The sequence below is a fragment of the Billgrantia tianxiuensis genome, from assembly GCF_009834345.1.
Lineage (GTDB): Bacteria > Pseudomonadota > Gammaproteobacteria > Pseudomonadales > Halomonadaceae > Halomonas > Halomonas tianxiuensis.
Window position 1 is genome coordinate 2,395,708 of the sequence record NZ_CP035042.1, and the last position, 21,622, is coordinate 2,417,329.

The window sequence follows — 21,622 nt, forward strand, 5'->3', positions numbered from 1 at the left end:
GGGCGTTTGGCGTTAGCTTCAGCTATCCAGCGTGAGCTGGTGGATCAGGCGCGCCGCCGCGCGGGCGGTGCGGGTGTCGATGTCGAAACCGGGGTTGAGCTCGGCGATGTCGGCCAGGCGCAGCTTGCCGCTGTCGCGCACCGCTTCGAGCAGCGGCTCGAGCAGCGCCAGCGATACGCCACGGGCGGCGGGCGCGCTGACGCCAGGCGCCTCGGCGGCCGGCAGGACGTCGAGGTCGACCGTCAGGTAGAGGTGGTCGCAGTGCGCCATGAAGCGCTGCAAGTCGCGAACGATGGCGTCCAGGTGCTGCGCCGTGAACTCGCGGTCTTCACGTACCAGCACGCCGAGTTCGCGAGCGCGGGCGAACAGGGCCCGGGTATTGCTGGCTCGGCTGACCCCCAGGCAGGCGTAGCGGAACGGCCAGCCGCGGGCGTGGCACTCGGCGGCGATCTGGGCGAAGGGCGTGCCGGAGGAGGCCGTCCGGCCCGGGTCGCGCAGGTCGAAATGGGCGTCGAGGTTGATGATGCCGACGCGTGGCCGCGCCTCGCCCTGAGCCTTGAGATGGCGGGCCAGGCCCGACCAACTGCCGAAGGCGACTTCATGACCGCCGCCGAGAATCAGCGGCAGGTGCGACGCCGCCAGCAGGGTGGCGACCCGTTCGGCCAGGCGCTGCTGCGCCGCTTCGAGATCGTCGTTGCCATGGCAGTTCACGTCGCCGGCATCAAAGACGGGGGCGGTCCGATGCCAGGCCAGTGGGGCCAGCGCGCGGCGAATGGCACGCGGCCCTTCGGCAGCGCCGATACGACCCTGATTGCGTGCCACTCCGGCGTCGCAGGCGAAGCCGAGCAGGGCGATGCCCGTGCTGGCGCCCCGCTTCAGCGGAGTCATCACTTGGTGCCAGCGCAGGCTGTCGGGTTCCGGGTCCTCGCGTCCGGCCCAGATGGACATGTCGATGGCCGGATCGGCCAGATGTGGATCAGTGCTGGTCTTGACCATGGGTCAGCACTCCCTGGTAGATACGTTGGCGAAGCCGGCCGGGCTGCACGGCATAGGCCAGCTCGGCAGGCGTCTTGGCGTCCCACAGGCACAGGTCCGCCGGGGCACCCTCGGCGATGCGTCCGAGCGATTGCCGATGCAGGCCGAGGGCGCGCGCACCGTGGGCGGTCATGCCGGCCAGGGCCTCGCGGGGTGTCAGGCGGAACAGGGTGCAGGCGAAATTGAGCATCAGCGTCGGCATGAACAGTGGCGAGCTGCCGGGGTTGGCATCGGTGGCGATGGCCATGGGCACGCCGGCCTCACGTAGCGCAGCAATGGGTGGCAGCTGCGTCTCGCGCAGGGTATGGAAGGCGCCGGGCAGCAGCACCGCGACGCTGCCGGCCTCACGCAGGGCGGCGACGCCGGCCTCGTCGAGGTACTCGATATGGTCGGCGGAAAGTGCACCGTGGCGGGCGGCCATGGCGCTGCCGCCCAGGTTCGAGAGCTGCTCGGCATGAGCCTTGATCGGCAGGCCGTGGGCTTCGGCGGCTTCGAAGACGCGCTCGCACTGGGCGACGGAGAAGGCAATCTTCTCGCAGAATACGTCCACGGCATCGGCTAGGCGCTGTTCGGCGGCAGCGGGAATCATCTCGCGGCATACCAGATCGATGTAGCCGTTGCTGTCATCCTTGAATTCTGGCGGCAAGGCATGGGCTCCCAGCAGTGTGGTCACCACCCGCACCGGCAGTGCCTCACCGAGGCGGCGCGCCACGCGCAGCATCTTCAGCTCGTCGGCCACGCTCAGTCCGTAGCCGGACTTGATCTCCACGGTCGTCACGCCTTCGCGCATCAAGGCTTCGAGCCTGGATTTCGCCGCTTGGAAGAGGGCTTCCTCGCTAGCGGCCCGTGTGGCGTGCACCGTGCTCAGTATCCCGCCACCGCGCCGGGCGATCTCCTCGTAGCTGGCACCCTCCAGGCGGCTCTCGAACTCATCGGCCCGCGAGCCGCCGAACACCAGGTGGGTATGGCAGTCGACGAGGCCGGGGGTCAGCACTCCACCCGTCCCTTGCAGCGTGCAGTTTGCGGCTTCGTCGTCGGCGAGCCGGGCGGAAGGCATGACGCGCACGATGCGCCCGCCCTCGACGATGACCGCCATCGGCTCGGGTAGGGTATCCATGCCATCGAACAGTGTGACGTCGCGCCAGAGTCGGCGGATCGGTGGGGACGTGGTCATGGTGGCTCCTGTCATTCGTATTGTATATACATTTAAATCGTCATAGCCGTGAGGTCAAGCCGCTCCCGGCACGACACCGGCGACGAACCGTAGCCAGCTCGCCAATAGGTCCATTAAATTCAATAGAAACAGGAGACTGTTGTTTGACTGCTTAGCAGCGGCGGTGTGGTTTTTAGACTAAAGCATGAGAGGCTTCGGCAAATCGTTTTTGGTGCTTGGTCGAGCTTTATTGTATATACAAATAATCATGTCCCTGCCTACCCGCAGGACAAGCCCCACGACCACAATCACAACGCGAGGAAACGACCATGGCGATACCGGAACCGGCCACCCGCAAATTGCATGGTGGCGCCTGGATCACGGCAGCCAAGCTGTTCGTGCCCAGCGCACTGGGCATCCTGATCTTCTTCGTTCCCGTCACCCTCGGCGGGCGCCAGACCATCCTGCTGGACCATATGGTCACCGCGGCCCGAGGCTTGCTGGGCGAAGCCGCCGGCCTGTATGCGCTGGCGCTGATCCTGGCCGGCGCGGCTTATCCATTGTGGAAGGGGACCTGGAAGCGCAACCTGACCGAACGCATCTTCACCGTGCTGAAGCTGGCCGGCGTGGCGGTAGCCGTGATGGCGCTGACGGGCTGGGGGCCAGCGCTACTGCATGAGCCGGACATGCTGCCGTTCCTGTTCGACAAACTGGTGATACCGGTGGGGTTGATCGTACCGATCGGTGCGGTATTCCTGGCGCTGCTGATCGGCTACGGGCTGCTGGAGCTGGTCGGTGTATTGCTGCAGCCGGTCATGCGGCCGATCTGGCGCACGCCGGGACGCAGTGCCATCGATGCGGTGGCTTCGTTCGTGGGTAGTTACTCGATTGGACTGCTGATTACCAACCGGGTCTACCAGGCGGGGCAGTACTCGGCACGCGAAGCGGCCATCATCGCCACCGGCTTCTCCACGGTTTCGGCGACATTCATGATCATCGTGGCGCGTACCCTGGAGCTGATGAGCGTATGGAATCTCTACTTCTGGTTGACGCTGGCGATCACCTTCGTGGTCACCGCCGTCACCGTCCGCCTGCCGCCGCTCGCTCGAATGGACAATGCCCGGAGCGACGGTGAACCCGAGGCAATACCCGGCAAGCGGCTGGCCACCGCGTGGAAGACCGGCCTGGCAGTGGCGGACAGGGCGCCGGGGCTGCATCGAAGCGTGGCGTTGAACGTGCGGGAAGGGCTGCTAATGGCGATCAGCATCCTGCCGTCGATCATGTCGGTGGGATTGCTTGGGCTGCTGGTGGCCAAGTACACCCCGCTGTTCGAGTGGCTGGGGCTGCTGTTCTACCCCTTCGTGGCGATCTGGGGGCTCGAGGACGGCATGGCACTGGCCCAGGCATCCGCGGCAGGACTGGCAGAAATGTTCCTTCCCGCATTGCTGATGACGGAAGCCGAGTTCGTCGCCCGTTTCGCTGCCGGCGTGGTATCGGTCTCGGCGGTGCTGTTCTTCTCCGCTTCGATTCCCTGCATCCTGGCGACCAGCATTCCGCTCTCGGTAGGGCGCATCGTGGCGGTGTGGTTCCTGCGCGTGGCGTTGAGCCTGATGCTTGCCGTGCCGGCAGGTTACCTGGTCCAGGCCATGAGCGGCGCCTGATCCGACCCAGCTCCGTGGCCGGGCACCCACCCGGTCACGACATTCTGCAACGCTCAGGCGTTGCTGCGGTGCACCGCGGAGCGCAACTTGTAGCGATCGCCCGGATGGATCAGCCGTGCGTAGCTGATCAGGTGCTCGCCCGACCAGGTGCGCCGGATCATGCTCAGGCAGGGTAGCGAGACATCGATCTCCAGGTACTCCGCGGTAACGCTGTCGACCCGTATCGCTTCGACCACGTGCTCGATATCGGTGATGGGGCAGGCCGCCACCAGGACCTCGTTGGGCGTGTGGCGGCTGAAATCGGTCTCCAGGTAATCGGGTACCCAGCGCGGATTGACGAAGCGCTCCTCGAGCTGGATCGGCACGCCGTTCTCACGATGCACGATGCGCGTATGAAAGACTCGGGTCCCGAGGCGAACGCCCAGGCGCAGCGCCACTTCATCGTCGGCGGCAATGGCTTCGGCGAGCAGCACGTCATTGCCGTAACGGTGGCCGCGGCCGCGCACCTCCTCGGCGATGTTGTGTACGTCGACCAGCGACGACTCCGCCTTGCGATCGGTAACGAAGGTGCCGAGCCCCGGCTGGCGAGTCAGGTAGCCCTGCTGCACCAGGTCGCGGATCGCCTTGTTGGCGGTCATGCGGCTGACGCCGAAATCGCGAGCCAGGCGCTCTTCGGGAGGGATCTGGTGATGCGCCGGCCACTCACCGTCGTTGATCTTCCTTAGCAGGTGCTGCTGAATCTGCAGGTAGAGCGGGAGCGTGCTGCCCATGCTGTGCTGAGTCCTTCAGGCAAAAACGAATTGTCTAGGCACCCAGTCTAACCGGATGGCGGAGACAAGGCACCTGCCGCCAGGTATCCATAGCCGCTTCATCTCGCTCATCGATTTGTTCAGCGCTTCCTTAGCCTGACAGGCGCTCGACATGTCCCTCGGAAACCGGGTGTCGCTAATTAAGCGGAATGAAACTTGCCTAGAAACGAAATATAGACAACTTTGATAAAGGGATTACCCAACGGAACGGGTCTATAAAAAAGACGCCGTGGTGGGTTAGGAGTTGTTAATTAAGGAAGAGTGCTGCACAGTTGAAAGTGCGCCCCAATCGCGTGCGTCTCCCCTGACATATCGAGGAGGGCATGCCATGCAGCGCCTCTATTTTCTTACCCCTGACCTGAATACCACTATCAATATCGCCCATGAACTGACCGACCTGGGGTTATCCAAGAAGGAAGTTCATGTGACTGGCCGTGAGTGGCTGAAACTCGAGGAGAACGGCGTTAACAGCGCCTCCCTGCTCCAGACTTCAGATGTGGCACATGCCGCGGTGCGTGGCCTGTTGTTCGGCTTTCCTCTGGGGTGTGTGCTCGGGGTAGTGGTCTACTACGTGCTGGGCGAAGACTTCACCACCGCCGGTATCGCCACCTTGATCATCGCAATGGGCATCTTTGGCGGCCTGTTCGGTGTCTGGACGAGCACCATGGTGGGAGTGTCGGTGCACGACGTGAAGGTCGACAAGTACGAGGAAGAGATCGAGCACGGTGCTTATCTGATGATGGTGGACGTCCCAACGAGCGTGAGTCGATGATCTACTCAGTGATTCATCGCCATCACCCCGAGGTCATCATCGACAAGGTCACGCCGGAAGAGCGCCGACATCATTGCGGAACCGGTATCTAGGAGGACGTCAGACTTGACGCTGATCTGCAATGAAAACCGACTCCCTCGCGATGATCGGTCAAATTCGATGGCCTCCTAGGGCCACGAATCGCCGTTATCGCCGTTCTTTCTACTCCTTGGCCGAAGGAAGGAGACAGTCATGGCTATTGCGGTTGCGGTCATCGCGCTGGCGATGGGGTCGGTACTGTTCTTCTTCTTCAGCCCTTGGTACCTCACGCCGCTGGCCTCCAACTGGGGGACTATCGACGATACCATTACGATCACGCTGTGGGTGACAGGGGCGGTATTCCTGGCCGTCAACCTGTTCCTGGCCTATGTGGTCGTCCGCTATCGATTCAACAGGCGGCGGCGCTCCCAGTACGACCCCGAGAACAAGCGGCTCGAGTTGTGGCTGACCGGCCTGACCACGCTGGGAATCGCTGGCCTGCTAGCTCCCGGACTGCTTGTCTGGGGCTCTTTCGTTTCACCCCCGGAAGATGCCCATGAGGTCGAGGTGGTAGGGCAGCAGTGGCATTGGAGTTTTCGTTTTCCCGGCGAGGATGGCCGATTCGGGACGGTCCACAATCGCCTCATCGACGAGCATAACCCTTTCGGCATGGCCGACGATCCCGCCGGTCAGGACGACATCCTGATCACGACGCCGCATCTCGTCCTGCCTGTCGATCGCCCGGTCAAGATGGTGCTGCGATCCAAGGATGTGCTGCACAACTTCAAGGTGGCCAACTTCCGCGCCAAGATGGATATGGTGCCGGGGCAGACTTCCTACTTCTGGTTCACGCCCACTGTGCTTGGCGAGTATCAGATCGTCTGCGCCCAGCTTTGCGGTATTGCTCATTTCGCCATGCGCGGGCGCATCGAGGTCGTCGAACAGGAGGCCTTCGATGCCTGGCTGAGCGAACGCACTACCCATGCCGAACTTGCCCAGCTGTCACCCGGCGACCCTGAGGCGGGAAGTGAGTTTTATGCCAGCTGTGCCGCCTGTCATGGCCCGGAGGGGCAGGGCAACCAGGCTCTCAATGCGCCGAAGATCGCCGGATTGGATCCCTGGTATCTCGAGCGCCAGCTCGGGCTGTTCCGCTCCGGCGCCCGCGGCAGCCACGAGGACGATACTCATGGCCAGCAAATGCGGCCGTTCGCCACCATGCTGCCCGACCGTCAGGCGATCGCCGACGTGGCGGCCTATATAGGGTCTCTGCCCGACCAGCCCGTTCAGGCCAGCCTTGCCGGTGGCGATCCCGAGCGGGGCGCGCGGCGCTACCGCACCTGCGCCAACTGTCATGGCGAGCAGGGGCAGGGCATACGCGCTACCAATGGGCCACGCCTGGCGGGCCTATCGGACTGGTATCTGGAGCGGCAGCTGCAGAATTTCCGCCAGGGGGTGCGCGGGCGACACCGCGAGGACCCTTATGGCAACCAGATGGTCGAGATGGCCCAGGTGCTGGTCGACGACCGGGCAGTCAGCGACGTGGTGGCATACATCATGACCCTGCCGCAGCCCAGGGTGGAAATGGCGGCAGCGAACCCAGGCGGCGTGGAGGAGTGAATCATGTCGGAGCACGGTCAGCACAGCGTACCGCATGCCCAGGCGGGCGAATTCGACAATGTGGAGCTGGTTCACCCCAAGACCTTCATCGGCAAGTACGTGTGGAGCCAGGATGCCAAGGTAATCGCCATCCAATATGGACTGACCGCCATTGCCATCGGGCTGGTGGCGCTGGTGCTGTCGATCCTGATGCGCTTGCAGTTGGGCTTTCCGAACACCTTCTCGCTGATCGACCCATCCAGCTATCTGCAGTACGTGACCATGCACGGCATGATCATGGTGGTCTATCTCCTCACCGCACTGTTCCTGGGCGCCTTTGGCAACTACCTGATCCCCTTGATGTGTGGCGCACGGGACATGGCGTTTCCCTACCTCAACATGCTGAGCTACTGGTTCTACCTGGCGGCAGTCCTGATCCTGGTCGCGAGTTTCTTCGTGCCCGGTGGGGCGACGGGCGCCGGCTGGACGCTGTACCCGCCCCAGGCGATCAGCCCCGGTACTCCGGGAATCCACGGCGGCATGTTGCTGATGCTCGCTTCGCTAGGGGTATTCATCGCCGGTTTCACCATGGGTGGGCTCAACTATGTGGTCACGGTGCTTCAGGCACGCACCCGTGGCATGACGCTGATGCGTCTGCCGCTGACCATCTGGGGGATTTTCATGGCCACGGTGATGGCGCTACTGGCCTTTCCAGCGCTGCTGGTGTCGATCCTGATGATGCTCTGCGACATGTTGCTGGGCACCAGTTTCTTCATGCCGGAAATGCTCAACCTCGGTGAGCAGTCGACCCACGCGGGGGGAAGTCCCTTGCTTTACCAGCACCTGTTCTGGTTCTTCGGGCACCCGGAAGTCTATATCGTCGCGCTGCCGGCCTTCGGCATTGTCTCCGACATTCTCGCCACCCATGCCCGCAAGAACATCTTCGGCTATCGCATGATGGTCTGGGCGATCATTCTCATCGGCGTGCTCAGCTTCGTGGTTTGGGCTCACCATATGTTCATCAGCGGCATGAATCCCTACTTCGGCTTCCTGTTCGCCACCACCACCTTGATCATCGCCGTGCCCACGGCAATCAAGGTCTACAATTGGGTGCTCACGCTGTGGCGTGGCAATATCCGCCTGACCGTGCCCATGCTGTTTGCCATCGGCTTCATCTTTACCTTCGTCAATGGCGGGCTCAGTGGCCTGTTCCTGGGCAACGTCACCGTCGACGTGCCGCTGGCGGATACCTACTTCGTGGTCGGCCACTTCCACATGGTAATGGCGGTGGCGCCAGTACTGGTGGTGTTCGGCGCGATCTATCACTGGTATCCCAAGATCACCGGGCGCATGCTCGACGACTTCCTGGGCAAGATCCACTTCTGGGTCACGTTCCTGGGCACTTACGCGATCTTCTATCCGATGCACTTCATGGGGTTCGCTGGCGTGCCGCGCCGCTACTACGGCTATGGCGAGACCAGCTACATTCCCGATTCGATCCAGACCCTCAATGCCTTCATGAGCGTGGCGGCTATCGTCGTGGCGCTGGTGCAACTGGTGTTCTTCTACAACCTGGTGCGCAGCTACTTCCGTGGCCGCGAGGCGGGGCCCAATCCCTGGCGGGCGACCACCCTCGAGTGGCAGACGGAGCACACCCCGCCTCGCCACGGCAACTTCGGTGCCGAGTTGCCGGTGGTCTATCGCTGGGCCTACGACTATGGGGTTCCTGGCGCCAAGCATGACTTCATTCCCCAGAACATGGCGCCCGACGAGGTCGAGATGGCCGATCCGGTGGACCGGGAGATTGCGCAAGGGAGGCTGCCGTCATGAGCGTGACGCTGGTGTTCCTGGCGGTGATGATGGCGCTGTTCGGCGGCTGGCTGTTCAGTCACTCGATCAACGCTCGTCCCTGGGTGGCACAGACCGATGCACGGAGCAGCCAGTTGCCACCCGCGCTGACTGCCTCCCGTGTGGGGCTGGCGGTGTTCCTGGCCGTGGCCACGTCGCTGTTTGCGCTGACCATCAGTGCTTATCTGATGCGCCATGAGATGGGGCATGACTGGCAGCCGCTGGCGGTACCCGGCCTGCTGTGGTGGAACAGCGCCTGCCTGGTGCTCGGCAGCATAGCGTTGCAGTCCGCCTGGGGGGCGGCTCGTCGTGACAACGGGCCGCAGTTGCGGCGGGGCCTGCTGGTGGGAGGTGGTTTCACCATCGCCTTTATCCTGGGCCAGGCGCTGGCCTGGTGGCAGCTGCAAGCCAGGGGGATCTACCTCTCCGCCAACCCGGCCAATGCTTTCTTCTTCTTGCTGACCGCCCTGCACGTCCTGCACCTGCTGGGTGGCTTGTTTGCCTGGTCGCGCAGTTTGTTTCGCCTGCGCCGGGGCGCTACACCGCGACAAATGCTGGCCAGCGTCGAGCTGTGCGCGTTGTACTGGCATTTCCTGCTGGTGGTGTGGGGGATTCTCTTCGCACTGCTGTTGACCACTTGAGGACAGGATCATGGCACACCCGCATCCCGGTCATCCGTCGACGCCTGAGAAATTGACCCGCCCGATACCTCGGGAGGGCTTGGCCAGCCTGGTCAGCGACTGGTCGTCGGAGCGCCGTGTCTTCGATGTGCCCTGGGGCAAGGCGATGATGTGGATCTTCATCCTCAGCGATGTATTCATCTTCGCCTGCTTCCTGGTCGGCTACATGGTGTTGCGCATGTCGACCGTGGAACCCTGGCCGGATGCCGGCGAAGTGTTTGCGCTCAGTGTTGGCGGTCATTCGATCCCGCTGCTGCTGATCGCCATCATGACCTTCATCCTGATTTCGAGCAGCGGCACCATGGCCTTGGCTGTCAAGTACGGCTATGCGAACGAGCGCCGCCGCACGGCTGCGCTGCTGCTGATCACGGCGCTGCTCGGGGCGACTTTCGTCGGCATGCAGGCCTTCGAGTGGACCATGCTCATCGGCGAGGGGGTACGTCCCTGGGAGAATCCTTGGGGAGCGGCTCAGTTCGGGGCCGTGTTCTTCCTGATCACCGGATTCCACGGCACTCATGTCACCATCGGCGTCATTTTCATCGTGATCATGGCGGCCAAGGTTATGCGCGGTTCCCTGGAGGGGGACGCCCTGGCTTTCTCACCGGTCGCAAGGGCAACTACGGAATGATCGAGAGCCTGGGGCTCTACTGGCACTTCGTCGATCTGGTATGGGTCTTCATCTTTGCGTTCTTCTATCTGTGGTAGGAGGCATCATGGACCAAGGCAGCCATCAGCAGCCCGAATTGCGCGTCTACCTGCATGTCTGGCTGTGGCTATTCGTGCTTAGCGTGCTCTCGTACCTGGTGGACCTCTCGGGTCTCGAGGGTATTCTCAAGTGGGGCCTGATCACTCTGTTGATGTTGCTAAAGGCAGGGCTGATCGTGGCCTTCTTCATGCACATGGCTTGGGAGCGCCTGTCGATCATCTACACGGTACTGCTGCCGCCGGCGGCGCTACTGTTCCTGGCAGTCTTGATGGCGTTGGAAGCGAACTATACGCTCAGTTCCCGCCTGACTTTCTTTACCGGCTGAGGCTTGCAACGGCGACGTTTTCCGAACGTAATGGGGGCGTAGGAGATTGATGCTTGCGCGGGCATTTCGCCAACCGGCGTCGTGATGCCCAAGCCGATCGGCAGCCAGGCGGGTGAACTTTGTCTCCATGAACCAGGAATAGACCTGCTCCCATGTCTCGGACGACGCGGCTTTTCGATCTCATGCAAGTGCTTCGACGCCATCGTCGTCCGGTCAGCGGTACCGCGCTGGCCCGAGAACTCGACGTCTCGTTGCGTACCCTCTATCGCGACATCGCCTCGCTACGTGCCATTGGCGCCGAAATCGAGGGTGAGCCGGGGATGGGTTACCTGCTCCGCCCCGGCTTGATGCTGCCACCGCTGATGTTCACGGAAGAGGAGCTCGAAGCGCTGACCTTGGGGCTCAGGTGGGTGGAGCGCCGCGCGGACGATGGCCTGTCGCGTGCGGCTGGGGATGCCCTGGCCAAGGTGGCCGCCGTGCTACCGGCGAACTGCGTCACAGGATGCAGGACTCGGCGCTATTGGTGGGGCCCGGGTGGGACAAGCCCCAGGTGGTCGATCTCGAGGTGCTGCGTCATGCCATTCGCAGCGAGCGCAAGCTGCGCATCGAGTATCGCGACCAGAAAGGGGAGCGCTCTACGCGCGTGATCTGGCCCATCGCCATTGCCTTCTTCGAGTCGACTCGCCTCGTCGTTGCCTGGTGTGAGCTGAGACGGGACTTTCGCAGCTTTCGTGCCGATCGAATCGAAGCGGGCGATTCGCTGGATGAACGTTACCCAAGGCCGCGAGCGCTATTGGAGAAGGAGTGGCTGGACACCCTACTGCCAGAATCTGTCAGTGTCGAGCGGTAGGCTGTCGCTACCTCAAACCGAAGGGAGCAGCACCCCATGAAACACGACATCGTTTTCTATACCAATCCTATGTCGCGGGCCGCCATCGTGCACTGGATGCTGGAGGAGATCGGCCAGCCCTACCGCATGGAGGTGCTCGAGTTCGGGTCGCCGATGAAGTCGCCGGATTACCTGGCCGTCAATCCGATGGGCAAGGTGCCGGCGATCCGCCATGGCGATAGCGTGGTGACTGAAGCTGCGGCGATCTGCGCCTACCTCGCCGAGGCCTTCCCTGAAGCCGGGTTGCTGCCGGCACCCGAGGCTCGCGGAGACTACTACCGCTGGCTGTTCTTCGCCGCCGGGCCGGTGGAGATGGCCCTGTCGCTCAAGCATGCCGGTTTCTCGCTTACGGCGGAGCAGGAGATGCAGTTCGGTTGCGGCTCCTATGAAGCCGTCGTCGATACCCTCGCCAGGGCAGTGGCGGGGCGCAAGTACATCGCGGGCGATACCTTTACCGCCGCGGATGTCTATGTCGGCTCGCATATCGGCTGGGGCATGCAATTCGGTACGTTGGAGAAGCGCCCCGAATTCGAGGCGTATTGGGCCGGCTTGAAGGATCGCCCGGCCAATCTCCGCTGCGAGGCGTTCATGGCCGAGGCCATGGCCAGCCAGACAGGTGCGGACGGGCAACCCACCGCGCTATGAGTATGCCGGGCCGCGACCGAATGATTGAGATCCGATCGCGGCCCGCCGCCGGCTTCAAGCGGCGCATGCCGCGATCGGAGGTTCGAAGCAAGCGCGAAGATGAGTGATCGTATCGAGGCACTCGACGTGCTGCGCGGCGTAGCGCTGCTTGGCATTCTGGTCATGAACGTGCAGGCGTTCGCCATGCCCCAGGCCGCCTATATGAACCCGACTGCCTGGGGGCGCCTGGAGGGAGTCGACCTGGCCGCCTGGCTGGTCTCGCATCTGCTTGCCGACCAGAAGATGATGGCGCTGTTCTCCATGCTGTTCGGCGCCGGCATCGTGCTGTTCACCGAACGGGCGGAGGCTGCGGGGCGCCCGGTGGGCTCCTTGCATTTCCGCCGCCAAGGCTGGCTGCTGCTCTTCGGCGTCGTTCATGCGTACCTGATCTGGTACGGCGACATACTCTTCACTTACGCCGTTTGCGGCATGCTGCTGTATCCCTGTCGCCGACTATCGCCCGCCATTCAATTGATCCTGGGGCTGACGTTGCTGTCGGTGGCCTCGGCGATCTTCCTCTTTCTCGGCGGCACGATGTCGATGTGGCCGGAGGCCGAGCGGCTCGCCTTGCAGGCGGAGTGGCACCCTCCCGTCGAACAGCTGCAGACCGAGATAGCGCGCTATCGCAGCGGCTGGTTCGAGCAGTTCCCTTACCGCGCTGAGCTGGCCTTCGAGGTGCAGACCTTCACACTGCTGGTGTGGGGCTTGTGGCGGGCGGCGGGCCTGATGCTGATAGGCATGGCGCTGTACCGCCTTGGCGTGCTGAGTGGCCAGGCTGGCAGGCGAACCTATGTGGCCATGCTCGGCGCCGCCCTGACACTGGGGCTGCCAGTGGTTGCCTATGGCATCTACTGGAATTTCGCCAACGGCTGGGGGCCGAGCTCGCTGTTCGTCGGCACCCAGTTCAACTACTGGGGCAGCGTCCTGGTCAGCCTGGGCTGGGTCGCATGCGTCATGCTGGCGCTCAAGGCGGCGTGGCTCCCCGGGCTCACTCGCAAGCTGGCTGCGGTAGGGCGGACGGCTTTCAGCCAGTACATCCTGCAAAGCGTACTGTGCAGCCTGATCTTCCAGGGGTATGGCCTGGGCTGGTTCGGCCGGGTAGAGCGCAGTGAACAGCTGGGCATCGTGCTGGCGATCTGGCTGCTGCAGCTGTGGCTGGCAGCGCTATGGCTACGCCATTTCCAGTACGGACCGCTGGAGTGGCTGTGGCGCAGCCTGACTTATCGACGCGCTCAGCCCTTCAGGCGATAAGAGCGGCCCGGCAAACACGACTGGCCATGCCGGGCCTGGGCTCAGGCTCGGTGAAGGTTCAAGGTAGATCCTTGCCGCCGTGGGGATCGGAGGCGTCGTAATCCTGGGTGTCGTCGGGTGGTGACCCGGGTTCGAGCGAGGTCTCGTGCTCGTACTGCCGGGCGGCCTCGATGGCTTCCGGTTCGGTATCGTGGCGCGAGATCTCCTGCGGCAGGTCGGGGTCGGTGACGTCGAGCACCCGCCAACCGCTTACCAGAACCGCCTCGCGACTCTCTTCCCTGATCGGCTCGACACGTGCCGTTCGCGTCATGACTTCCTCCATGGTGGTTGACCACCTTAACCATGGCAGAGGAAGCCATGCTTGGCGAATGACGGCGTGGCCGGGACCTGGCCGGAAGGGGCCGCTACGCTTGACCTGACTCGTGCCGCGGTCCATACAGGAAGAGTCACCCGCCCGACAACAGGAGGTCAGGTATGAAGAAGCTGATAGGACTCGCGGCAGCATGGTGGCTGCGCAAACCGGAAAATCGTGAGAGGCTCAGGCGCAAGGGCAAACAGATGATCGACGGCTTTCGTGGTCGTCAGGCGCGCTCGACGGCAGAGCACCAGCGTCGCCGTCATCCGTGAGTCGTCATCCGTGAAATTCAGGCCCCGGCAGTTACCGGGGCCTTGTTCGTATCCATTAACCAACCATGAACAGCGAGGCCGACCGAGACCATGAGCCGCCGCATGATGAGCCCAGCCGCGGCTCGCAATCGCCAGCCGATACTCGATGTCCTGAGCGTGATCCTGCCCGAACGGGCCCGGATCCTGGAGGTGGCCAGCGGCAGCGGCGAGCACGGGGTGCACTTTGCCGCTGCAAGACCTGGCTGGGAGTGGCAGCCCAGCGACCCCAATCCCGAGGCGCGCGATTCGATTTCGGCTTGGCGCGAACACGCCGGCCTCGCCAACCTGCAAGCGCCCTTGCCGCTGGATGTCGGTGGGATATGGCCGGCCGGTCCCTTCGACGCCGTGGTGGCGATCAACCTCGTGCACATCTCGCCGTGGGAAGTGACCGAAGCGCTGATGGCGCGAGCGGCGCAGCGGCTGCGAGAGGGCGGGGTACTCTATCTCTACGGACCGTACCGCCGTGACGGTCGCCATACCGCAGCAAGCAACGCCGCCTTCGATGCCGATCTCAAGGCGCGCGATCCGCGATGGGGCGTGCGTGACCTGGAACAGGTGGTTGGCGAGGCCCAGCCGCATGGCTTCATGCTCGAGCAGACTGTCGAGATGCCGGCCAACAACCTCAGCGTGGTGCTGCGCCTGCATGCCTGAGCGGTGTCACTGCTCCGCTTCGCTGCGGGTCTCGTCGACCTGTCCCGGTACGCGATAGCGTACGCCTTCGGCCTGGCGATCGTCCTCGTAGCGCCGGGTTTCCTCCTCGGCCGGGACGCCCCATAGGGTCTCGCGGTTGCCGTCTTCGTAGGTGTAGGTGGTGCAGCCCGCGAGCAGGGCGAGGCCAAGGGCAAGACCAAGAGGAAATGCGAGGCGCAGCATGGTAATCACGTGGAATCCCTTCGATGGGTGGTTCAGCGGCCAGCCTGAGGCCAGACCGCAAGGTCGTCAAGTGGTTGAAGCGGCTTCATCCCGACCAGCCCAGCAGGATCGGGACATAGACCACCAGCAGCAGGACCGCGATCAGGCCCAGCAGGTAAGGCAGGATGGCGCGAGTGATCCGCTCCAGCGGTAGCTGGGTCACCGACGAGGCGACGTAGAGGTTGATGGCCACCGGCGGCGTGATCATGCCGATTGCCAGGCCCATCACGATGATGATGCCGAAGTGGATCGGGTCGATACCGAGCTGGCCGACCAGCGGCAGCAGCACCGGCGTAAGGATGATCAGGGCGCTGGCGGTTTCGATGAACACGCCGGTGAGCAGGATCACTGCCACTACCAGCAGCATGATCACGTAGGGGTTGGTCGAGAGAGACAGCACCGCCTGGGCGATGGCGCCGGGGACCTGCCAGCTGGAGAGCGTCCAGCTCAGCACCGCCGAGGTGGCGATGACCAGCATGATCACCGCAGTGGTGATCGCCGAGCGGATCAGGATGCGATAGACGTCGGCCAAGGAAAGATTGCGATAGACGAACAGCGAGACGAGCAGGGCGTAATTGACGGCTACCACGGCCGCTTCGCTCGGCGTGAAAATGCCGGAAAAGATGCCACCGAGAATGATCACTGGCGTCATCAGGCCCCAGCTCGCCCCCTTGAAGGTGCGCCAGATCGTCGCCGGTGACAGCGCGGTACCGCGCGGGTAGTTGCGCCGATAGGCCTGAACGATGGCGATGGCGGCGAGCCCGATCCCCATCAGGATGCCTGGCACGATGCCGTTCAGGAACAGCTTCGATACCGACTGCTGGGCGATGACTGCATAGATGATCATCGGCACCGAAGGCGGTATCACCACGCCGATGGTGCCGCTGGCGGCGATCAGGCTGGCCGCCGAGGCCGGATCGTAGCCCTTGCGCTTGAGCTCGGGCACCAGGCTCGAGCCCACCGCGGCGGTGGTGGCGGCGCCGGAGCCGGAAATGGCCGCAAAGAACATGCCGGCGCCCACCGACACGATGGAGAGGCCACCCTTGAGAAAGCCGAACAGCGAGTCGGCGAAATCGACCAGCTTCTCGCTCACCTTGCCCTGGGCCATCAGGTCGCCGGCCAGGATGAACATCGGTACGGCCACCAGGGCGAAGGAGTTGATGCCCTGGAACATCTGCTGGGTCACCACCATCAGCGGCACACCCTGGGCGTTGAGGGCGAGCAATGAACTGGCACCGATGGCGAGCGCGATCGGTACGCCCAGCAGCATGAAGGCGAAGAACAGCACGAACAGCAGGGCGGTCATGGCGGCGGCTCCTCGGCGGTGCCACTGCCGGTCTCGCCTGCCTGAGGGCCCTTGACGATGAACTCGACGATGTCGACCAGGGCGTACCAGGCCATGATGGCGGCGGCGAGGGGTATCACGGCGTAGACGTAGGTCATCGACAGCCGTAGCGAAGCCGAGCGCTGGAAGCTTTGCACCTGCATGTAGCGATAGCCGATCACGACCAGCGCGATCATGAAGCCCAGTGCCACCAGTACCGCGGCGATACGCGCCAGTTGGGCCAGGCGCGGGGGCAGGGCGTCGACGACGAAGGTCACGGCGATATGGCGACCACGCTGGAACGCCAGGGTGGCGCCGAGGAAGGTGATCCAGATCAGCAGGAAGCGCGCGACTTCCTCGGTCCAGCCCACCGCGGTGAAGAAGACGCGGGAGACGATCTGCAGCGTGATCACGCCGATCAACGCCGCCATGCCCAGGAACACGATGGGCTGGATGACGGCGTCGAGGGCGCGCTCGCTACGCTGCAGCAAGCTCGTGAGAGCGTGCAGCGGAGCGTTCACTTATTGCAGGGCCTCGCGGATGCGGGTGAGGTAGTCGCCGAACTGGTCGCCGTATTTCTCGTAGACCCCCTCCACGGCAGCCTGGAACGCCTCGAGGTCGGGGTCCTCGACGATCTCCATGCCGGCGGCGCGCAGCTCGTCGAGCTGGTCGGCCTCCATCTCGGCGTTCATGCGGCGCTCGTGCTCGGCGGCCTCCTGGGCGGCTTCGATCAGCACCTCCCGGGCGGCTTCCGGCAGCTGGTTCCAGGCCGGCATGCCCATGACGAAGATGGCCGGTGCGTAGGTGTGGCGCGACAGCGTCATGTGGTCCTGGGTCTCGTAGAGCTTGAACGAGTGGATGACGTTGACCGGGTTCTCCTGGCCGTCGATGGTGCCCTGCTGCATGGCCGTCAAGGCCTCGGTCCAGGCCATGGGGATGGCGTTGGCGCCGAGTTCACGGAAAGTGTCGGTATAGACGGGGTTTTCCATTACGCGGATGCGCAGGCCGTCGAGGTCGTCGGGGCTGCGTACCGCCCGTTCGCTGTTGGTCAGGTTGCGGAAACCGCGTTCGGCGTAGGCCAGCCCCTTGAGGTTGACGTCGGCGAGCTTGTCGAGCAGTTCCTGGCCGATCTCGCCGTCGAGAACCTCGTAGGCGGCTTCCGGCGAGGGGAACAGGAACGGCAGTTCGAACACCGCCATCTCCTCGACGAAGTTGGCCACCGGGCCGTTGGTGATCACGCCCATGTCGACGGTGCCGATCTGCATGCCCTCGAGCAGGGTGCGCTCGTCACCCAGCGAGGCATTGGGGTAGATGTCGATGGAAATGGTGCCATCGGTGCGCTCGGCGACCAGTTCCTGGAACTTGACCGCGGCGATGTGGAAACCGTCCTGCTCGTTGACCACATGGGCCAGGCGCAGGGTGACGGGATCCATGTCCTCGAAATCGGAGGCCTGGGCAGCGGAAACCAGGGCGAGAGAGATGCCGAGTGCCAGCGTGCTGCGTGCGAACGTTTTCATTATTAATTTTCCTTTGTCGGGTCAAACCGTTGTGGAGGATGCCCCAGCCAGCCCGACAGGGTCAATCATTAGACCATTATCAAGTAATAGGCTAACAATCTGGCCGACAGGGCGTCAGCCCCATGCGCCAGAGTAGGACGTGTCACAGTAGGCGGTACATCACATGGGCGTCGACCAACCCCAACTGGGGATGGCGGAAGGCGCAGGGCAGGGTGCCGACGATCTCGAAGCCGTGCTTCTGCCACTGACGGATCGCCACTTCGTTGGTCGAGACCACCATGTTGAACTGCATGGCGGTGAAACCCAGCTCGCGCGCGACACGTAGCGAATCCTCGCACAGCTTGTTGGCGATGCCCTGGCCGCGGGCCTGCTCGGCCACCAGGTAGCCGCAGTTGCACACGTGGTCACCGGGGCCCGGCTGGTTGGGCTTGAGGAAATAGGTGCCAAGAACGCGCCCGCGGGCGTCCTCGGCCACGCGCACGGCGCGCGGCAGCTCGACCCACATGCGATAGGCGTCGGATTCCCGATGTCGCGCGGTACGGCGTAGCTGTCGCCGGCGTGCAGCACCGGGGCAATGAAATCCCACATGGCGGGCCAGTCACCCGACTGGTAGGGGCGGATGCGGATCATCGGTGTCCTCCTTGATACCTGGCATCGACCCGATTCTACGGCATGTCAGCGTGGAAAGGGCGTCCTCCAATGTCAGGCCGGGCCAACGAGATGCTTGACTGCCAGGTAGGCGGAAAGCCCCCAGGGCCCAAGCTCGCGACCGATGCCGCTGCGCTTGAAGCCGCCCCAGCCGGTTTCGGGCAGCACCAGCTGTTCGCTGTTGAGCCAGACGCTGCCGGCCTGCAGGGCTCGGCCGATGCGCGCGGCTCGCTCCCGGCCGGCGCTCACCACCGTGGCGGCCAGGCCGAAGTCGCTGTCGTTGGCCAACATGATCGCTTCCTCCTCGCTCGCGACGCTGCGTGCGCACAGCACCGGGCCGAAGATCTCCTCGCGCCACAGGCGGCTATGTGCCGGCACGTCGCGGTAGAGAGTGGGGGCGAGGAAATAGCCCCGTGACGGCAGTGTGCGGTGGCTGGCGTCGCGCACCGCCCTGAGCCCCTCCTGCTCGGCGACGGCGAGATAGGCCTGGACGTTCTCGCGCTGGCGGGCGCTGGTCAGCGGCCCCATGTCGCTAGCCTTATCCAGGGGGTCGCCCAGCACCAGGGCGTCGATACGTGCCGCCAAGGCGTCGTACAGGCTTTCGGCGACGGCCTGGTGGACGATCAGCCGCGAGGTGGCCGAACAGATCTGGCCGGCATTGAAATAGATACCGGCCATGACCCAGTCGGCGGCCTGCTCGGGGTCGGCATCTTCCATTACCAGGATCGGCGACTTGCCGCCGAGTTCCAGCGAGATGTCGGCGGCGCGTTCGGCGGCGGCGTGCATCACCGCTTCTCCGACCCGGTTGCTGCCGGTGAACGAGACCTTGTCGATGCCGGGGTGGGCGGCCAGCGGTGCACCGATGCCCCCGCCATCACCGAACAGCAGGTTGAAAACGCCGGCTGGCAGGCCGACCTCCTGGGCGATCTCGGCCAGGACCCGCTCGGGCAGCGGGGTGACCTCGGAAGGCTTGAGCACCACCGTGCAGCCGGCGGCAAGCGCCGGGGCAAGCTTCCAGGCGCTGGTCACCAGCGGGAAGTTCCACGGCGTGATCAGCCCGACCACACCCACCGGGTCGTGATAGCAGCGTGCCTCCACGCCCGCCGTCTCCAGCTCGACGGGCCGGCCCTGGCGCTCGTCCAGGGCGCGGGCCTGGCCGGCGTAGTAGCGGTAGCAGGCGATGGCGTCATCGAGATCGATGCCGGCCTCGGCCAGTACCTTGCCGTTGTTGGTCGAGGAGAGCCTGACCAGCTCCTCCCGGCGCCGGCTCAGGCCATCGGCGAAACCCTCCAGGTAGATGGCGCGCTGGGCGCCTGACAGTTCCCGCCAGGCTGGTAGGGCGCGACGTGCTGCGGCAACGGCATCGTCGACGTCGTCCGGATGGCCAGCGGTGACCTCGGCGATCGTCTCTTCGCGGTAAGGGTTCATCACCGGCAGGTAGCGCTCGCCTCGCGATGACACCCAACGATTGTCGATGAATTGTCTGTCGAGTTGCTGCATGGAAAGTCCCTTCATGAATTGATGACCTCGAGCCAGGCGTTGACATCGACTTCGATCAGCAAGGGGCCGTCGCTGGGGCGGGCGGCGAGGGCCCTGGCCAGCTCGGCGGGATTGCCGATCCGGGTGGCCAGGCAGCCGAAGCCGGCGGCAACGGTCTGGAAGTCAGGCGCCTGGATGTCGACACCGCAACGCGCGACGCCATGGGCATCCATGTAGCGGCGGATCTCCTCATAGCCCTGGTTGTGCCACAGCACGATCACTACCGGCAGGCGCTCTTCCACGGCGGTGGCGAGCTCGCTGAGGGTGAACATCACACCGCCGTCGCCGACCAGGGCCACCACGGGAAGTGTGGGCTGGGCCAACTGGGCGCCAAGTGCGGCAGGCAGCCCGTAGCCGAGGGTGCCGTAGCCGGTGGAGGCGTTGAAATAGCGGCGTGGCTCGGGCTGCGAGACCAGGTGATTGCCGGCATAGACCGGGGCGGTGGAGTCGCCGACCAGGATCGCCTCGGGCAGTACCTCGCGCAGGGTGGCATAGAAGGGCACGAAGGGGGCGAATGCCGGGTCGGCAGCGAGTCCCAGCGCCGCGAGGGTGGCCGCGGTGCGTTCCCTGCCGGCGCGTGAGAGAGGCTCGAGGAAGTGCTCGGCGAGCAATGCCAGGCTGCGCCCGGCCTCGCCCACCAGGCCCAGCGAGACCTGCTGGTTGCGCACCAGCTGCTGGGCATCGAGGTCGATGCGGATCAGCCTGCCGTGCAGTTCGAAGCCATCGTCGAAGACCACGTCGTAGTCGGTCTCGCCGAGCTCGGTGCCCACCGCCAGGATCACGTCGGCATTGCGGGCCAGCTCGCGCACGGCGGGTAGAGCCGCGTTGGCGCCCAGGTCGAGAGGATGGTCGCGCCCCAGCACGCCCTTGGCATTGATGGTGGTAACGGTGGGTGCGTCGAGCCGCTCCACTAGGGTGCGGACCGCCGCGGGTGCCTCGACGCAACCGCCGCCCAGCAGCACCAGGGGCCTTTGCGCTTCACGTAGCCAAGCGGCGGCCAGGGCCAACCCCTGGGGATCCGGTACCGGACGGAACAGGCGAGCCGGTGGCGGCAGTTCGACCAACGCTACTGGAGCATCGAACAGGTCGATGGGAATCTCGATATGCACCGGCCCCGGTCGTTGGCTCTCGAACACCGCAAAGGCGCGGGCCAGCACCTCCGGCAGTGCGACGGGGTCGAGCAGGGTATGGCTGAAGCGCGAAACCCCCGCCATCAGTTGCTGTTGGCTCGGCAGCTCGTGCAAGCGGCCCTGACCGCGCCCCAGGGTATCGCGCCGGTTGACGCTGGAGATGACCAGCATCGGGATGGAGTCGGCCAGCGCCTGACCCATGGCGGTGGCGATGTTGGTCATGCCGGGCCCAGTGATGATCAGGCACACGCCGGGTTTGCCGGTGGCGCGGGCGTAGCCGTCGGCCATGAAGCCGGCACCTTGTTCGTGGCGCGGGGTGACGTGGCGCACGCCGCCATTCTCCAGCCCGCGATAGAGCGCCACGGTGTGCACGCCGGGAATGCCGAACACGGTGTCGACGCCATAGGTATCGCGTAACAGGCGCAACAGCAACTGGGCACAAGTCATGGGTAAACCTCT

The 21,622-nt window shown here is 64.3% G+C and carries 23 protein-coding genes and 1 pseudogene; 13 read left to right on the forward strand and 11 right to left on the reverse strand.

All coding sequences use genetic code 11. The features are described 5' to 3' along the window. Window positions 1-18: 18 nt before the first annotated feature. Together hutG and hutI are read right to left on the reverse strand one after the other, a co-directional pair. Window positions 19-996, reverse strand: coding sequence for a formimidoylglutamase (gene hutG, locus EKK97_RS11150; protein ID WP_201297076.1), 978 nt, complete (start codon window positions 994-996; stop codon window positions 19-21). Continuing rightward, a complete protein-coding gene (hutI, locus tag EKK97_RS11155) occupies window positions 977-2,209 on the reverse strand; it encodes an imidazolonepropionase (protein WP_159551889.1) in 1,233 nt (410 codons plus the stop codon). The genes hutG and hutI overlap by 20 nt, the downstream gene beginning before the upstream one ends. A 308-nt stretch (window positions 2,210-2,517) precedes the next feature. Between hutI and EKK97_RS11160 the strand changes: the two genes are divergently transcribed. Further along, the gene (locus EKK97_RS11160; RefSeq protein WP_159551891.1) at window positions 2,518-3,849 is read left to right on the forward strand and encodes a YjiH family protein; all 1,332 of its coding nucleotides are present in this window, start codon (window positions 2,518-2,520) and stop codon (window positions 3,847-3,849) included. Between the two features lie 53 nt (window positions 3,850-3,902). Here EKK97_RS11160 and hutC read toward each other — a convergent pair whose 3' ends face one another. Further along, entirely contained in the window at window positions 3,903-4,619 is a 717-nt protein-coding gene (gene hutC / locus EKK97_RS11165; RefSeq protein WP_159551893.1) for a histidine utilization repressor, read from the reverse strand. A 367-nt stretch (window positions 4,620-4,986) separates the two neighbouring features. Between hutC and EKK97_RS11170 the strand changes: the two genes are divergently transcribed. The 10 genes and pseudogenes from EKK97_RS11170 (at window position 4,987) to EKK97_RS11210 (ending at window position 13,427) form a co-directional block, all read left to right on the forward strand. Continuing rightward, window positions 4,987-5,430, forward strand: coding sequence for a DUF1269 domain-containing protein (locus EKK97_RS11170; protein WP_236551432.1), 444 nt, complete (start codon window positions 4,987-4,989; stop codon window positions 5,428-5,430). 231 nt (window positions 5,431-5,661) lie between these two features. Continuing rightward, window positions 5,662-7,065: a c-type cytochrome gene (locus EKK97_RS11175; protein ID WP_159551895.1), complete on the forward strand. Its 1,404-nt coding sequence runs from the start codon at window positions 5,662-5,664 to the stop codon at window positions 7,063-7,065. 3 nt (window positions 7,066-7,068) lie between these two features. Next, a complete protein-coding gene (locus tag EKK97_RS11180; RefSeq protein ID WP_159551897.1) occupies window positions 7,069-8,874 on the forward strand; it encodes a cytochrome c oxidase subunit I in 1,806 nt (601 codons plus the stop codon). Further along, on the forward strand, window positions 8,871-9,533 hold the full coding sequence (locus tag EKK97_RS11185; protein ID WP_159551899.1) for a cytochrome c oxidase subunit 3: 663 nt from the start codon (window positions 8,871-8,873) through the stop codon (window positions 9,531-9,533). The genes EKK97_RS11180 and EKK97_RS11185 overlap by 4 nt, the downstream gene beginning before the upstream one ends. Window positions 9,534-9,543: 10 nt before the next feature. Continuing rightward, window positions 9,544-10,200, forward strand: coding sequence for a cytochrome c oxidase subunit 3 (locus EKK97_RS11190; protein WP_236551433.1), 657 nt, complete (start codon window positions 9,544-9,546; stop codon window positions 10,198-10,200). A gap of 85 nt (window positions 10,201-10,285) precedes the next feature. Further along, window positions 10,286-10,603, forward strand: a complete 318-nt coding sequence (locus EKK97_RS11195; RefSeq protein WP_159551901.1) for a cytochrome C oxidase subunit IV family protein — start codon at window positions 10,286-10,288, stop codon at window positions 10,601-10,603. Window positions 10,604-10,785: 182 nt separating this feature from the next. Beyond that, window positions 10,786-10,872 (forward strand): annotated as a pseudogene (locus EKK97_RS24610) (HTH domain-containing protein); the annotation flags it as partial. A gap of 233 nt (window positions 10,873-11,105) precedes the next feature. Beyond that, on the forward strand, window positions 11,106-11,453 hold the full coding sequence (locus tag EKK97_RS24615; protein ID WP_236551434.1) for a helix-turn-helix transcriptional regulator: 348 nt from the start codon (window positions 11,106-11,108) through the stop codon (window positions 11,451-11,453). Window positions 11,454-11,489: 36 nt separating this feature from the next. Then, complete coding sequence (locus EKK97_RS11205; protein WP_159551903.1) at window positions 11,490-12,137, forward strand: glutathione S-transferase family protein; 648 nt, start codon at window positions 11,490-11,492, stop codon at window positions 12,135-12,137. A gap of 99 nt (window positions 12,138-12,236) precedes the next feature. Next, a complete protein-coding gene (locus tag EKK97_RS11210) occupies window positions 12,237-13,427 on the forward strand; it encodes a DUF418 domain-containing protein (protein ID WP_159551905.1) in 1,191 nt (396 codons plus the stop codon). A 58-nt stretch (window positions 13,428-13,485) separates the two neighbouring features. Here the strand turns inward: EKK97_RS11210 and EKK97_RS11215 are convergent, their stop codons facing one another. After that, window positions 13,486-13,737, reverse strand: a complete 252-nt coding sequence (locus EKK97_RS11215) for a hypothetical protein (protein ID WP_159551907.1) — start codon at window positions 13,735-13,737, stop codon at window positions 13,486-13,488. Between the two features lie 164 nt (window positions 13,738-13,901). On the opposite strand from EKK97_RS11215, the gene EKK97_RS11220 reads away from it, so the two are divergent. Together EKK97_RS11220 and EKK97_RS11225 are read left to right on the forward strand one after the other, a co-directional pair. Next, window positions 13,902-14,054 carry a hypothetical protein gene (locus EKK97_RS11220; protein WP_159551909.1) on the forward strand — a complete coding sequence of 51 codons (153 nt, stop codon included), beginning with the start codon at window positions 13,902-13,904 and terminating at the stop codon, window positions 14,052-14,054. Window positions 14,055-14,156: 102 nt separating this feature from the next. Then, window positions 14,157-14,744 (forward strand): DUF938 domain-containing protein, encoded by a 588-nt coding sequence (locus EKK97_RS11225; protein ID WP_234286281.1) that lies wholly within the window; start codon window positions 14,157-14,159, stop codon window positions 14,742-14,744. A 6-nt stretch (window positions 14,745-14,750) separates the two neighbouring features. Here the strand turns inward: EKK97_RS11225 and EKK97_RS11230 are convergent, their stop codons facing one another. The 7 genes from EKK97_RS11230 to EKK97_RS11260 form a co-directional block, all read right to left on the reverse strand. Beyond that, window positions 14,751-14,966: a hypothetical protein gene (locus tag EKK97_RS11230; protein ID WP_159551913.1), complete on the reverse strand. Its 216-nt coding sequence runs from the start codon at window positions 14,964-14,966 to the stop codon at window positions 14,751-14,753. 85 nt (window positions 14,967-15,051) lie between these two features. Then, a complete protein-coding gene (locus tag EKK97_RS11235) occupies window positions 15,052-16,311 on the reverse strand; it encodes a TRAP transporter large permease (protein WP_159551915.1) in 1,260 nt (419 codons plus the stop codon). Further along, complete coding sequence (locus EKK97_RS11240; RefSeq protein ID WP_234286280.1) at window positions 16,308-16,850, reverse strand: TRAP transporter small permease; 543 nt, start codon at window positions 16,848-16,850, stop codon at window positions 16,308-16,310. Before EKK97_RS11240 ends, EKK97_RS11235 begins: the two co-directional genes overlap by 4 nt. After that, window positions 16,851-17,846: a TRAP transporter substrate-binding protein gene (locus EKK97_RS11245; protein ID WP_159551917.1), complete on the reverse strand. Its 996-nt coding sequence runs from the start codon at window positions 17,844-17,846 to the stop codon at window positions 16,851-16,853. A gap of 142 nt (window positions 17,847-17,988) precedes the next feature. Next, a complete protein-coding gene (locus tag EKK97_RS11250; RefSeq protein WP_236551435.1) occupies window positions 17,989-18,432 on the reverse strand; it encodes a GNAT family N-acetyltransferase in 444 nt (147 codons plus the stop codon). A 116-nt stretch (window positions 18,433-18,548) separates the two neighbouring features. Further along, window positions 18,549-19,994 carry an aldehyde dehydrogenase family protein gene (locus EKK97_RS11255; RefSeq protein WP_159555772.1) on the reverse strand — a complete coding sequence of 482 codons (1,446 nt, stop codon included), beginning with the start codon at window positions 19,992-19,994 and terminating at the stop codon, window positions 18,549-18,551. A gap of 11 nt (window positions 19,995-20,005) precedes the next feature. Then, window positions 20,006-21,610 carry a 5-guanidino-2-oxopentanoate decarboxylase gene (locus EKK97_RS11260; RefSeq protein ID WP_159551919.1) on the reverse strand — a complete coding sequence of 535 codons (1,605 nt, stop codon included), beginning with the start codon at window positions 21,608-21,610 and terminating at the stop codon, window positions 20,006-20,008. Window positions 21,611-21,622: the final 12 nt, after the last annotated feature.